Source organism: Plantactinospora sp. BB1, from assembly GCF_003030385.1.
Taxonomy (GTDB): Bacteria; Actinomycetota; Actinomycetes; order Mycobacteriales; family Micromonosporaceae; genus Plantactinospora.
The window spans coordinates 2,740,760-2,754,045 of sequence record NZ_CP028159.1; the positions used below are offsets into that span (position 1 = coordinate 2,740,760).

The window sequence follows — 13,286 nt, forward strand, 5'->3', positions numbered from 1 at the left end:
GGAAGAGAGGAGTGATCCGTGCCGGCAGAGAGCGCGGTCAACGCGGGTGACACCGCCTGGGTACTGGTCTGCACCGGCCTCGTCCTGTTCATGACTCCCGGCCTCGCGGCCTTCTACGGCGGCATGATCCGGGCCCGGAACGTCCTCGCGATGCTGCAACAGAACATGGTCGCGCTGGGCGTGGTGAGCCTGACCTGGGTGCTGGTCGGCTACACCATCGCGTTCGGCGACGACGCCGGCAGCGGGCTCTTCGGCAACCTGGAACTGCTCGGGCTCTCCGACCTGAAGGTGCCACCCGCGCCCCACCTGCACGTGGTGGACAACCGGGTCACCATCCCGACGCTGGCCTTCCTGGCGTACCAGATGATGTTCGCGGTGATCACGCCCGCGCTGGTCACCGGTGCCACCGCGGGGCGGTTGAAGTTCGTCGGCTGGGTGCTCTTCCTGGCGATCTGGTCCATCGTGGTCTACGCCCCGATCGCGCACTGGCTCTGGCACCCGGGCGGCTGGCTGGCGAAGTTCGGCACCCAGGACTGGGCCGGCGGCATGGTCGTGCACGCGAGTGCCGGGGCGGCGGTGCTGGCCGTACTGCTGGTCGTCGGCCGCCGCCGGGACTGGCCGAACACCGCGGCGCCGCCCAACTCGATCCCGTTGACGATCCTCGGGGCGGGCATTCTCTGGTTCGGGTGGTTCGGGTTCAACGGCGGCGACGGTCTCCAGGCGAACGGGGTGGCGGCGCAGGCCGTGCTCAACACCCACCTCGCCGCGGCGGCCGCCATGCTCGTCTGGCTGGCGCTGGAGCGGGTCAAGGACGGGCACAGCACGGTGGTGGGCGGCGTCTCCGGCGCGGTCGCGGGGCTCGCGACGGTCACCCCGACCGCCGGGTACGTCAACGCGCTCTCCGCGATCGCGATCGGCGCGCTCGCCGGGCTGGTCTGCCACCTCGCGCTCCGGCTGAAATATCTCCTGCGGCTCGACGACGCGCTGGACGTGCTCGCCGTGCACTTCGTGGGCGGCATGCTCGGCTCGCTGCTGCTGGGCTTCTTCGGCAACCGGAGCATCAACCCGCTCGGTGCGGACGGACTGTTCTTCGGCGGCGGCGGAAGCCTGCTGTGGCACCAGTTCGTCGGGGTGGTCGCCGTGGTCGCCTTCTCCTTCGTGCTGACCTGGCTGATCGCCGCCGGGTTGCAGGCGCTCGTCGGGCTGCGCGCCCCGGTCGACGTGCAGGAGCGCCTCGACCAGGTACAGCAGGGCACCGACGCGTACCACCTGGGCAGCGTGACGGGCCTGTCGGCGCCCGGCGCGCCGCGGCGCCGGCCGGTGGCGAACCGGAGCGGACCGGGCCTGCCGGCCCCGGCACCGTCAGGATCGCGGGTCAGGCTGGTCAGCGCGCTGCTCGAACCGGCCGAGGTGACGAACAGCGCCGAGCTGCGGGACGCCATGCTGCGGGCCGGCGCCATCTCGATCATGGTCTCGGAGTCCGCCACCGCCACCGACGTACCGGTGCACCAGTCGCTGCCGCGCGGCTACTGGCAGGAGCAGTCCCTGCTGGCCCGGCTGCACGTCAGCGTGCTGGTCAGCGGCGAGGCGGTGCACGGCGTCCTGGACGAACTCGACCGTTTCGGTGCCCGGCGGGCGGAGACCTTCGTGCAGGATGCCGAGCGGATCCCGACGGATCGCTCGTAGGTCGTACGCACGACCCTCCGGGCTCAGGGCGTCGGCCGGGCGGTGACGCAGGTGAGCACCCGGCCCTGCCTGCGGACCTCGATCGACCTGGTGGTGGCGAAGCCGTGGGCCCGGAGCAACCGCTCGGTCGAGACGAGGTTCGCCGTGGCGTGCACGGACGTGGGTCGCTCGCCGAAGACGTAGAGCCGCCCTCCCGGAGCGAGCAGGTCCCGGACCCGATCGATCTGCTGCGTCGCGGCACCGAGCCAGAAGAGGTTGACGTTCACGGCGAAGATCTTGCTGAAGTATCGGGTCGGGAGGTCGACCGAGCCGAAGTCGGCACGCCGGATCTCCGCCGTGCCGGAGTCGACGTGGCTCGCGTTGCGTTCGGCCGCGAGTCGGGCCATCGACGCCATCCGGTCGATCGCGACGATCCGCCCACCACGGAGCCGGCTGGCGACGAGGGAGACGGCCACGCCGCGACCGCAGCCGATCTCCAACAGGCGGTCGTGCGGGAGCACTCCCATCGTCCGGACCGCCCACCGCTGCCGGTAGGCCGCCGCCGGGACCCCGGGCGACGTGTCCGGCAACGGCACGGCGTCGCCGGCGACGAGATCCTGGGCACGGGTTGGCAGCAGGCAGATCACGACGTCACTCGCCGAACCGTTTGCTCACACACCTGATTGCACCCCTCCCGATCGTCGGACGCACCGTGTGCTCGGTCACCGACAAGCCGGGCCGAGCATCCTCGGGGACATCGCCGGGTAGCTGGATACCCCGTGTCGACGGGTTCACGTTTGCCCCGAACCGGTCCCCGAGGCATCCTTCGGGCGACGTACGCGGCTGCGCTGTGCCGTCGACGCTTCGGCCCGCAACTCGTCCCGGTGCTCCCGGGCGCTCTCCACCATGGCGGTCAGGAAGCGCTGCACGATTTCCAGCTCCGCGTCGTCGAAGCCCCGCATCACCTGGGCGGTACGCCGGGCGAGCGGGGCGAAGAACTCCCGGGCGACGGCGACACCCGGCTCGGCGTACCGGAGGAAGATCTTGCGGCGGTCGGCGGTGTCGCGGTCCCGGTAGACGTGGCCGGCGGCTTCGAGGCGGTCGACGACCCCGGTCACCGAGCCGGAGGAGAAGTTGAGTTCGGCGCGCAGGTCGCTGGGGGTGAGCGGCCGGCCGGCGAGTTCGGCCTCCATGACCACCAGCAGGGCGTGCAGGTCGGCGTGGCCCAGCGCGTTGCGGGCGGCGAAGGATTCGCCGATGTGCTGGGCGTGCGCGACGTAGAGGCGCAGTTGGCTCACGATCGAGCTGATCAGCCGGGCACGGGGCTCGTCGGGTCGCCGGAAGACGCTGTCCGCCAACACCTGCCCCCTCTCCGGCCGTCGACACTATACCGCCGGACGATCAGCTCCCTCACCGAGTATCTCGGCAGCCGAGATAATTCTATGGCAAGATGCTTTCCTGGCGAGATTATCGGTCGGGAGGGGCCTCGTGGGTGGCGCAGAGCGGTTGACCAGCACGATCCTGAGGACCATCACCGGCCGGCTCGGTGCCTGGCTGGTGCTGCCCGTGGCGGTGCTCGCCTCGGCCGTGCTGATCGGCCTCGGCGGCAGCGCCAGCACCGACGACGATCCGGCCGGCGGGTTGCCCGCCGACGCCGAGTCCGCACGGGTCGAGGCGCTGCGGGAGCGGCTGCCCAGCGGGCAGCTCAACCCCGCCCTCGTCGTCTACGCCCGCGACGACGCCGCGCTGACCGAGGCGGACCGGCAGGCGATCGCGACCCAGTCGACCCGGTTCGCGGCCCTCGCCGAGGGCGGCCGGGTGGGACCGCCGGTGACGGCCCCGGACGGGCGGGCGGCGCTGGTCGCCGTACCGCTGGCCGCCGAACGGCCGGTGGAGGAGACCATCGACCGGGTCACCGAGGTACGGAGCATCGCCGCCGACGGGCTGCCCGCCGGGCTCACCGCCCAGGTCACCGGCGGAGCCGGGTTCCAGGCCGACATCGCCTCCTCCTTCTCCGGGGCGAACGTCACACTGCTGGCGATCACCGTGCTGGTGGTGGCCGCGCTGCTGCTCGTCACGTACCGCAGCCCGTGGCTCTGGCTCGTCCCGCTCGGCGTCGTCGGGCTGGCCGACCTGGTGACCAACTCCGTACTCGCACTGCTCAGCCGCGAAGCCGGACTGCGGCTGGACCCGTCCACGATCGGCATCGTCGACGTCCTCGTCTTCGGCGCCGGCACCAACTACGCGCTGCTGCTCATCGCCCGCTACCGGGAGGAGCTGCGCCGGCACGACGACCGGCGCGAGGCGATGCGCCGGAGTCTGCGCTCGGCCGGGCCGGCCATCGCCGCCAGCGCGACGACGGTGGTGCTGAGCCTGCTCTGCCTGCTCGCCGCGCCGCTGACCACCAACCGCAGCCTCGGGGTGGCCGGCGCGATCGGCATCTCCATCGCCGCCCTCTTCGGCCTGGTCGTGCTCCCCGCCGCCCTGGTCGTCTGCGGGCGCGGGCTCTTCTGGCCGTTCGTGCCGCGCCCCGGGCAACCGGTCAAGCACCAGGGGATCTGGGCCCGCGCAGGCTCCCTGGTCGCCCGTCGGCCCCGGACGATCACCGCCCTCTCGCTGGTCTTCCTCGCCGTCCTGGCGGCCGGGATCGCGGACGCGCGGCTCGGGCTCAGCCGGTCCGAACAGTTCCGGGTGCAGGCCGAGTCGATCGAGGCGCTGGAGACCCTGAGCCGGCACTTCCCGGCCGGTGCCGCCGACCCGACCGTGGTGGTCGCCCGGGCCGACCGGCAGGCGGAGGTGCTCGCCGCCGTCACCGGTACCCCGGGGGTGGCCCAGGCCCGCCCGTCCGAACAGGGGGACGGACTGGCCGCGATCGACGTCGTACTCGCCGCCGAGCCGGACAGCCGGGCGAGCTACGACACGATCGAGGCGCTGCGTACGGCGGTGCACGCCGTACCGGGCGCCGACGCGCTGGTCGGCGGGGCGGTCGCGGCGAACCTGGACACCCGTACGGCGTCGATCGACGGGCTGCGCACGGTCGTACCGCTCGTCATCGGCGTGGTCTCGGTGATCCTGGTACTGCTGCTGCGGGCCCTCGTCGCGCCGCTCGTGCTGGTCGGCACGGTCGTGGCGACGTACTTCGCGGCGCTGGGCGTCGGCAACCTGCTCTTCGTGCACGTGCTCGACTACGCGGCGCTGGACACCGAGGTCCCGCTGCTCTCCTTCCTCTTCCTGGTCGCGCTCGGGGTGGACTACAACATCTTCCTCTCCACCCGGGCCCGGGAGGAGGCGGTGGACCAGGGGACCCGCCGGGGTGTGCTGACCGCGCTCGCGGCCACCGGCGGGGTGATCACCAGCGCCGGGATCCTGCTCGCGGCGGTCTTCGGGGTGCTGGGCGTGCTGCCCCTGGTCACCCTCACCGAGATCGGCATCATCGTCGGGGTCGGCGTACTGCTGGACACGCTGCTGGTGCGTACCCTGCTCGTTCCGGCGATCGCGACGCTCTTCGGGGAGCGGTTCTGGTGGCCGGGTCGGCCGCACCGGGGCGATCCGGCGGCCCTGGACCGGCAGGGCGTCGCTGCCGGGTCCTGTTGCGGGGATAGTTAGTTCTCCTTATAGTTCGACAGAAGTTGATGGCTCGACGTGTGCCGGTCGGGCCGCCCCCGTCGAATGCCGGAGGAATCGTGAGGCGTACCCGCAGACTGCTGCTGCTGGCCGGGCTCGTCGCGGCGGTCGCGGCCGTACCCGCGACGGTGGTCGCCCAGGCGGCGGTGGCCCCGGCCGCCGCCACCCCGACCGCCTCGTTCGCCAAGGTCTCCGACTGGGGTTCGGGCTGGGAGGGCCGCTACACCATCACCAACGGCGGCAGCACGGCGCTCACCTCGTGGCGGGTGCAGTTCGACCTGCCGGCCGGGACGACGGTCGGCTCACACTGGAACGCCACGCTGACCAGCAGCGGCCAGCGGCACACCTTCGGCAACCTCTCCTGGAACGGCCGGATCGCCCCCGGCGCCTCGGTGACCTTCGGCTTCATCGGCGCGGGCCCCGGCGCCCCCAACGGCTGCCAGCTCAACGGCCAGCCCTGCGGCGGCGGCACCGGGCCCACCCCGACACCGACGGCGACCCCGACCGGCGTCCCGCCGACGGTCCCGCCGGGCGGGCGCACCCCGGTGGCGGCGAACGGGCAGCTCCGGGTCTGCGGGCGGCAGCTCTGCAACGCCGCCGGCAAGGCGATCCAGCTGCGCGGGATGAGCACGCACGGCATCCAGTGGTACGCCGACTGCGCCACCCCGGCCTCGCTGGACGTACTCGCCCGGGAGTGGCAGGCCGACGTACTGCGGATCTCGATGTACATCCAGGAGGGTGGCTACGAGACCGACCCGCGTCGCTTCACCGACATGGTGCACGACTACATCGAGCTGGCCACCGCCCGGGGCATGTACGCCATCGTGGACTGGCACATGCTCACCCCCGGCGACCCGAACCACAACCTTGAGCGGGCGCGTACCTTCTTCGCCGAGATCGCCGACCGGCACCGGGCGAAGAACAACGTGATCTACGAGATCGCGAACGAGCCGAACGGGGACGGGGTGACCTGGAGCACCATCAAGGGCTACGCCGACCAGATCATCCCGGTGATCCGTACCCGGGACGCCGACGCGGTGGTGTTGGTCGGCACCCCCGACTGGTCGTCGCTGGGCGCCTCCGGCAGCGGCGGCGGCGCGGACGTCATCGCCGCCAACCCGGTCAGCGCCGGCAACGTCATGTACGTCTTCCACTTCTACGCCGCCTCGCACGACGACTACTACCTGGACACGGTGAGCCGGGCGGCGGAGCTGCTGCCGCTCTTCGTCACCGAGTTCGGCACCCAGGACTACTCCGGCGACGGCCCGAACGACTTCGTGATGGCCCAGCGCTACCTGGACCTCTTCGCCAGCCGGAAGATCAGTTGGGTGAACTGGAACTTCTCCGACGACTTCCGCTCCGGCGCGGTCTTCACCGAAGGCACCTGCGCGGCCGGCGCCTTCGGCGGCACCGCCCGGCTCAAGGAGGCGGGGCTCTGGATCCGGGACCGGATCCGCACCCCCGACGACTTCTAGCTCGACCTCCCTCCGGCGGGCCGGACACCGAACCCGGCCCGCCGCCGAGCCGCCGCTGTCAACCCGCCCCGCCGCTGCCATCTGCCGCGCCGCCACCGAGTGGCCGCCGGGTGGCGGCGCGACTGTGGAATCGGTTACTCCCGGGCCGGGTGGTAACCGATCTCCGCTCGACTGGTCGATACTCGCGGCAGCGAGCCGAGGAGGAGACCAGTGCCGAGGACCCACGACTACCAGTTGACCGTCACCTGGACCGGCGCCGGCGAGGCCGGCACGGTCAACTACCGCGACTACGGCCGGGACCACCGGGTCACCGCCGACGGCCCGGCACCGCTGCTCGGCTCCGCCGACCCGACCTTCCGGGGCGACCCGGCACGGTGGAACCCGGAACAACTGCTGGTCGCCGCGCTGGCCCAGTGCCACATGCTCTCGTACCTGAGCCTCTGCGCCCGGGGCCGGGTGGTGGTCACCGGGTACGTCGACGACGCCGTCGGGACGATGGTCGAGAGCGGGGACGGTGGCGGCGCCTTCACCGAGGTCGTACTCCGGCCCCGGGTGACCGTGGCCGCGCCGGAGATGGTGGACCGGGCGACCGAACTGCACGAGCAGGCGCACCGGCTCTGCTTCATCGCCAGTTCGGTCAACTTCCCGGTACGCCACGAGCCCGTCGTCGAGGTCGCGACCGGCGCCTGAGCCGGGGTGCCGGGGTCAGGCCGGGACCCGGTCGCCGGAGGTCACGGCGAGCCGGCGGGAGTTCTCCACCGCCATCGTCCGGATCTCCCGCTCGGTGAAGCCGGCCTCCAGCAGCCGGTCGGCGAAGAGCGCGAGCCCGTCCTCGACCGGCGGGTTGAACGGCTGCCCGAGGTCGCTGGAGAGCACCGAGTGCGCGACCCCGACCGCCCGGATGTTGCCGAACAGGTCCGGCCAGGAGACCTTTCCGGTGTACGGCGTGGTGAAGCAGCGTTCCAGCAGCGCGCCCGCCTCGGCGAGTTCCCGCTGCTGGGCGACGGGCAGCCGCTGCGAGGTGAACTCGGGGTGGGTGACGACGATCCGGCGTACCCCCTCCGCGCCGGCCGCCCGGACCACGGCCAGGATCTCCGGGCCGGAGAGGTGCCCGGTGGCGAGCACCATGTCGTAGCGGGCGATCACCCGGAGCACCTGGCGGACCCGCTCCAGCACCTGCCCGTCGGCGTCGACCACCTCGACGACGTCCGGGACGATGCCCTGGGCGTGCAGGTCCGCCTGGAGCGCCCCCCACATCGCCGGCTTCGCCCCGGGCAGGTCGGTGGCGCTGCTCCGGCGCTGGTTTCCGGAGTCGACGGTGGGCATCCAGACCACCCGGGCCCGCTGCCGGCCGGCGATCTCGACCGCCGCCGGGTTCATCCCGCCCATCGCACCGTTCAGGGTGACCGCGCCGAGCACGTCGACCTCGGGGCGTACCCTGCGGACCACCATCGCCCGCTCGGCGGTCGCCACGTAGTGCGACTTGAGTACGAAGCCGGCGAGCCCGACCTCGGCGAACCGGTCGGCCAGGTCGAGGTCGTCGATCCGCCGTTCCATCACGTCGGGGGCGACGTGCACGTGCGTGTCGTACGCCCCGGCGACCAGGGCACGGGCACGGGCGGACGGGACGGGGTGCTCGGACATGACGCTCCTCAGGGGTGGGGCGGACCGTACGCCGGTCAGCCCGGACGGGTGGGGTCGGGTCGGCCGCCCCGGCGGCGGATCGCCGTCGCGGTCCAGGCCAGGGTGGATTCGACGTACCCGAGGTGCCGGCGCATCGCCGCCTCGGCGGCGTCCGGGTCCCGGGCGGCGATCGCGTCGACGATCGCGGTGTGCTCCTCGAAGGACTTGGCCGGCCGGCCGGGCACCAGGATGGTGCGGTACTGGAAGCGGACGAGTTGGGCCCGCAGCCCGGTGATGAGCCGGGCCGCGGTCTCGTGCCGGGCCGCCGCGATGATCGCGGCGTGCAGCTTGGCGTTCCCCTCGGAGTAGCCGAGCAGGTCGTCGGCGTCCAGTTTCCGGGCCATCCGGCCGAGCAGCCGGCGGATCGCGGCGATCTCCCGGGCGGTGGCGTGCTGCGCCGCCTGCCGGGCGGTGAGTGCCTCGAGTACGGCACGCACCTGGAGGATCTCCACCGCCTCCTCCTCGCTGACCAGCCGGACGTGTGCGCCCCGGTTCGGGGTGAGCACGACCAGCCCGTCCTGACCGAGCCGGACCAGTACGGTCCGGACCACCGCCCGGCTGACCTGTAGCCGGGTCGCCAGTTCGATCTCGATCAGTCGCTCGTTGGGCATCAGCTCGCCCCGGTAGATCTCCTGCCGGAGCTGGTCGTACGCCTCCTCGGCGGACCGGGCCGGAGCCCGCCGGCCGCCCGCCGACGACTGCGGTCCGCCCGCCGACGACGTGGGTTCGGCGGCCGAGGACGTGGGTTCGGCGGCCGAGGACGTTGGTTCGGCGGTCGGTGGTCGCTGCGCGGATTCGGTCATGATCTGGTCACCGGAACGATCCGTGTCGGGCCGACCCGGGCGGAAATCTGTCCGACGTCCAACGTCGGTCAACATTCGGGCGATTTCGGCGGCGGTCGCGACGGAATCGATCGGGCCGGTGAGACTGGTACGTCGGGTCCGCGGGGTCCACCGTGTCGACGGGGATATGCACGCGTCGGACCTTAGCCGGAGTGCGCCCGCACACCGGGCGGTACGCCGGCTCGGCGCGGCCGGCGTCGCGCCGGTCGGTCGGGCGCGGACGCCCCGCCAACTCCCAGCTCAGTACGGCTGACCGCAACGTTGTCTCCAGAATTATCAACAATATTGCCGACAGGTTGTCTGCTGTCGATGCCGGATGTCAATGATCCTGACCTGCCGATATCCGAGGTGCGGGAAACGTCTACTCCGCAGCTTGCCTGAATCTTGACCGGATCTTGTCGATGACATTTCGGACACGACTCATTTACGATTCTCGACCGAACGAGGGCCGGCAGGCCGGACACGTGCCGAGGGGTCGCGGCGTGCTGTTCGCGCGGGAGGCGTCGATTGCCCGCCCTCGGGTCCATTCCACAAGCGGGAGGCACACATGATCAGACGTTCTCGCCTGCTCGCCGCGGCGTTACTGGCGGCGGCGCTGGCGGTCACGAGCGGGTGCGGCGGCGACTCCGGGTCGGAGGCCGAAGCGTCCAAGAAGGACCCCGACAAGGTCGGGTACATCACCGCCTTCGGAGCGGTCGGCCGGGACGCGTTCGCCTGGGTGGCCAAGGAGAAGGGCTACTTCGCCGAGGCCGGCATCGAGGTGGACATCCAGAAGGGCGCGGGCAACGTCCCGAACCTGACGGCGCTGAAGTCCGGCAAGGTGCAGTTCGCCGCGCTCGACTTCACCGGTGCGGTGATCCAGGCCGGGAAGGGCGAGTTCACCGACTGGCGGGCCGTCGCCGCCGTACACCAGCAGACGCTGGTCGCGGTGATGACCACGAAGGACACGAACATCAGCACCCCGAAGGACCTGGAAGGCAAGACCATGGCGACCGGCAAGGGCTCGGTCACCGAACTGCTCTTCCCGGCGTACGCCCGGCTGGCCGGCATCGACTCGGGGAAGGTGAAGATCCAGCCGGCGCAGGCCACCGCGCTGAACGGGCTGATGGCGTCCCGGCAGGTCGACGCGCTCGGTACCTTCCTGCTCAGCCGCACCGCGCTCGGCAACGCCGCCAAGAAGGACGTGGTGGTGCTGCCGTACAGCGACTACCTGCGGGACCTGTTCGGCAACGCCATCATCACCACCCCCGGCCTGATCGAGAAGAACCCGGAGCTGGTCCGCCGGTTCACGGGCGCGCTGCTGAAGGGCTTGCAGTACTCGATCGACCACCCCGAGGAGGCGGCGCAGATCCTCAACAAGGCGGAGCCGAGCTACGCGGTGCCGTCCGGGGTCGGCGAGATCAAGGCGATGACGCCGTACGTGGCGCCGGTCGGTGGTGCGCCGATCGGCTTCATGGACGAGCAGCGGGTGATGCGGACCATCGCGGTGATGCAGGGCGCCGGTCTGATCCCCGCCGGGCTCACCCCGGAGAAGGTCGTCGACTTCGGGTTCGTACCGAAGCCCTGACGATCCGCAGATCCGAGAGGTCGGCCGGGTAGCGGACCCGGACCGGGACGGCGGTCGCATCGACCGCCGTCCCGGTATCGTCCGCACCGTCGCCGGGCCGCGCGCGCCGATCGGGCGCCGCCGGCCACCCTGCCGTCGCCGCGTCACCCCACCCGGAGGCCGTGATGACCAGTTCACCGACGAAGACCCGTCTGACCCGACTCTGGACCGACGCCGGGCTGCCCGCGCTGGGTGGCGCGCTGGCGATCGGCCTCTGGTGGCTGGCCACCGTACTCTTCGACATCTCGACGTTCTTCCTGCCGGCACCGCCGGACGTGGTCGACGCGTTCCTCCGGCTGCCCGGCTATCTCCTCGCGGAGACCTGGGTGACCCTGCTGGAGACGGTGGTCGGGTTCGGCATCGCCGCCAGCGCCGGGCTGCTGGTCGCGTTGCTGCTGGCGGCCTCGCGGGTGGTCGAGCGGATGACCATGCCGCTGATGGCGGCGGTCAACGCCGTACCGAAGGTGGCGCTCGCGCCGCTGCTGCTGGTCTGGATGGGCTTCGGACCGGAACCCAAGATCGTCATGGTGATCCTGGTCTGCTTCTTCCCGATCGTGGTCGCCACCATGTCCGGGCTGACCTCGACCCCGAGCGACCTGCGGGAACTGGTGCACTCGCTCTCCGCCTCGTGGTGGCAGACCTTCGTCAAGGTACGACTCTCCTGGGCGCTGCCGCAGATCTTCGTCGGGCTGAAGGTGGCGATCTCGTTGGCGATCATCGGCGCGATCATCGGCGAGGTGGTCAACCCCGACCGGGGGCTCGGCGCGGTCATCGTCAGCTCCGGGAACTCCGCCGACACCCCGCTCGCGTTCGCCGCGCTGACCCTGCTGGCGCTGATGGGTGCGCTGCTGTTCTATCTGGTCGTGGCGGTCGAGCGGCTCGTCGTACCGTGGGCGCGGGCGATCACGTCGTGACCGGAGCGGGTGCGGGCGGCGCGGGCGCGGGGCTGCTCGCCGGCCGCCCGCTCGCTAGTGTGTCGCCAGGGGTGGCCCGGCCGGTCCGGCGGGTGGTGCCGAGCCGGGGCGACCCCGTGTGCTCGGTGGTCGGTCAGGCGAGGGTGGCGGTGGTTGTCGTGGCGTCCGGGAAGTTGCTCAGGTTCGACGAGGTGCGTGGTTACGGGTTCATCGCCCCCGACAGCGGAGGTGAGGACGTCTTCGTGCACGCCAACGACTTCGGCGAGGACAAGCACCTGATCCAGCCGGGGATGCGGCTGGAATACGAGGTCGAGCAGGGGGAGCGGGGGCTGAAGGCGGCCGCCATCCGGATCACCGACCGGCCGGTGGTCAAGCCGCGCCCGAGCCGGGCGGCCGGCGACGACGAGCTGTGCGACGTACTCTCCGGAGCCGAGTTCAGCGGTGAGATCACCGAGCTGTTGATCGAGAAGGTACCGTCGCTGACCGGGACCCAGATCGGCGCGATCCGGCAGCACCTGGTGGGGCTGGCCCGGTCGCACGGCTGGGTCGAGTCCTGAGCGCGGTCGATCGGTCCCGCACCTCGGCCCGATAGGATCGCGCGGTGGCCCCCTCGCGTACCGGTGCCCTGCTGGCCGTCAGCGACCTGCACGTCGGTTATCCGGAGAACCGCAAACTGGTCGAGGGTTTCCGGCCGGACTCGGACGACGACTGGCTGCTGGTGGCCGGCGACGTCGCCGACCGGGTCGAGGAGATCTACTGGGCGCTGCGGCTGCTGAAGGAACGCTTCTCCACGGTGGTCTGGGTGCCCGGCAACCACGAGCTGTGGACGCCCCGGCAGGACACGGTGCAGTTGCGCGGCGTCGCCCGCTACGAGCTGCTGGTCGAGATGTGCCGGCGGATCGGGGTGATCACCCCGGAGGATCCGTACCCGGTGTGGGAGGGGCCGGACGGGCCGGTCACCGTGGTGCCGCTCTTCCTGCTCTACGACTACACCTTCCGGCCGGCGGGCGCGCAGACCAAGGAGGACGGTCTGGCGCTGGCGCACGAGGCCGGGGTGGTCTGCACCGACGAGTTCTTCCTGCATCCCGACCCGTACCCGAGCCGGGAGGAGTGGTGTGCGGCCCGGCTCGCGCTCACCGAGGGCCGGCTGGCCGAGTTGGCGCCGGAGACCCGGACGGTGCTGGTCAACCACTTCCCGCTGGTCCGGGAGGTCACCGACATCCTGCGCTATCCGGTCTTCGCGCAGTGGTGCGGCACCGTGCACACCGCCGACTGGCACCGGCGCTACCGGGCCGCCGCCGTGGTCTACGGGCACCTGCACATCCCGAGGGCGAACTGGTTCGACGGGGTCCGCTTCGACGAGGTGTCGCTCGGCTATCCCCGGGAGTGGCAGCGCCGGCCGAGACCGCCGCGCGGCCCCCGGCCGATCCTGCCGGTCGACCGGGCGGAACGGGACGCCGACCTCGTCTGGTGAGGA

Annotated in this window: 12 protein-coding genes; 8 read left to right on the plus strand and 4 right to left on the minus strand. The window is 71.7% G+C overall.

The window, feature by feature from the left end:
* The first annotated feature begins 18 nt into the window (after nucleotides 1–18).
* Nucleotides 19–1,686: an ammonium transporter gene (locus tag C6W10_RS11895; RefSeq protein WP_234361717.1), complete on the plus strand. Its 1,668-nt coding sequence runs from the start codon at nucleotides 19–21 to the stop codon at nucleotides 1,684–1,686.
* Nucleotides 1,687–1,709: 23 nt separating this feature from the next.
* Here the strand turns inward: C6W10_RS11895 and C6W10_RS11900 are convergent, their stop codons facing one another.
* Together C6W10_RS11900 and C6W10_RS11905 are read right to left on the minus strand one after the other, a co-directional pair.
* The gene (locus C6W10_RS11900; RefSeq protein WP_107258116.1) at nucleotides 1,710–2,312 is read right to left on the minus strand and encodes a cyclopropane-fatty-acyl-phospholipid synthase family protein; all 603 of its coding nucleotides are present in this window, start codon (nucleotides 2,310–2,312) and stop codon (nucleotides 1,710–1,712) included.
* Between the two features lie 144 nt (nucleotides 2,313–2,456).
* Complete coding sequence (locus tag C6W10_RS11905; protein ID WP_107258117.1) at nucleotides 2,457–3,026, minus strand: MarR family winged helix-turn-helix transcriptional regulator; 570 nt, start codon at nucleotides 3,024–3,026, stop codon at nucleotides 2,457–2,459.
* Between the two features lie 127 nt (nucleotides 3,027–3,153).
* Between C6W10_RS11905 and C6W10_RS11910 the strand changes: the two genes are divergently transcribed.
* From C6W10_RS11910 to C6W10_RS11920, 3 genes are all read left to right on the plus strand, one after another.
* Nucleotides 3,154–5,271 (plus strand): MMPL family transporter, encoded by a 2,118-nt coding sequence (locus C6W10_RS11910; RefSeq protein WP_234361718.1) that lies wholly within the window; start codon nucleotides 3,154–3,156, stop codon nucleotides 5,269–5,271.
* A 98-nt stretch (nucleotides 5,272–5,369) separates the two neighbouring features.
* A complete protein-coding gene (locus tag C6W10_RS11915) occupies nucleotides 5,370–6,764 on the plus strand; it encodes a cellulase family glycosylhydrolase (RefSeq protein WP_234361896.1) in 1,395 nt (464 codons plus the stop codon).
* A gap of 210 nt (nucleotides 6,765–6,974) precedes the next feature.
* Nucleotides 6,975–7,454, plus strand: a complete 480-nt coding sequence (locus C6W10_RS11920) for an OsmC family protein (RefSeq protein WP_107258119.1) — start codon at nucleotides 6,975–6,977, stop codon at nucleotides 7,452–7,454.
* A 15-nt stretch (nucleotides 7,455–7,469) separates the two neighbouring features.
* Here the strand turns inward: C6W10_RS11920 and C6W10_RS11925 are convergent, their stop codons facing one another.
* The gene (locus tag C6W10_RS11925) at nucleotides 7,470–8,408 is read right to left on the minus strand and encodes a DUF6282 family protein (protein ID WP_107258120.1); all 939 of its coding nucleotides are present in this window, start codon (nucleotides 8,406–8,408) and stop codon (nucleotides 7,470–7,472) included.
* Nucleotides 8,409–8,443: 35 nt separating this feature from the next.
* Nucleotides 8,444–9,250 carry a GntR family transcriptional regulator gene (locus C6W10_RS11930; RefSeq protein ID WP_107258121.1) on the minus strand — a complete coding sequence of 269 codons (807 nt, stop codon included), beginning with the start codon at nucleotides 9,248–9,250 and terminating at the stop codon, nucleotides 8,444–8,446.
* Between the two features lie 586 nt (nucleotides 9,251–9,836).
* Between C6W10_RS11930 and C6W10_RS11935 the strand changes: the two genes are divergently transcribed.
* The 4 genes from C6W10_RS11935 to C6W10_RS11950 all read left to right on the plus strand — a co-directional run bounded on the left by C6W10_RS11935 (nucleotide 9,837) and on the right by C6W10_RS11950 (nucleotide 13,283).
* Complete coding sequence (locus C6W10_RS11935) at nucleotides 9,837–10,856, plus strand: ABC transporter substrate-binding protein (protein ID WP_107258122.1); 1,020 nt, start codon at nucleotides 9,837–9,839, stop codon at nucleotides 10,854–10,856.
* Between the two features lie 164 nt (nucleotides 10,857–11,020).
* Nucleotides 11,021–11,809 carry an ABC transporter permease gene (locus C6W10_RS11940; RefSeq protein ID WP_107258123.1) on the plus strand — a complete coding sequence of 263 codons (789 nt, stop codon included), beginning with the start codon at nucleotides 11,021–11,023 and terminating at the stop codon, nucleotides 11,807–11,809.
* A gap of 158 nt (nucleotides 11,810–11,967) precedes the next feature.
* Entirely contained in the window at nucleotides 11,968–12,366 is a 399-nt protein-coding gene (locus tag C6W10_RS11945) for a cold-shock protein (protein WP_107263878.1), read from the plus strand.
* Between the two features lie 44 nt (nucleotides 12,367–12,410).
* Nucleotides 12,411–13,283, plus strand: a complete 873-nt coding sequence (locus tag C6W10_RS11950) for a metallophosphoesterase (protein WP_107258124.1) — start codon at nucleotides 12,411–12,413, stop codon at nucleotides 13,281–13,283.
* The last annotated feature ends 3 nt before the right edge of the window (nucleotides 13,284–13,286 follow it).

Coding starts and splice junctions, on each gene's coding strand:
- C6W10_RS11930 (WP_107258121.1), bottom strand. CDS start 9,250: ATGACCGAATCCGCGCAGCGACCACCGACCGCCGAACCAACGTCCTCG.
- C6W10_RS11940 (WP_107258123.1), top strand. CDS start 11,021: ATGACCAGTTCACCGACGAAGACCCGTCTGACCCGACTCTGGACCGAC.
- C6W10_RS11935 (WP_107258122.1), top strand. CDS start 9,837: ATGATCAGACGTTCTCGCCTGCTCGCCGCGGCGTTACTGGCGGCGGCG.
- C6W10_RS11925 (WP_107258120.1), bottom strand. CDS start 8,408: ATGTCCGAGCACCCCGTCCCGTCCGCCCGTGCCCGTGCCCTGGTCGCC.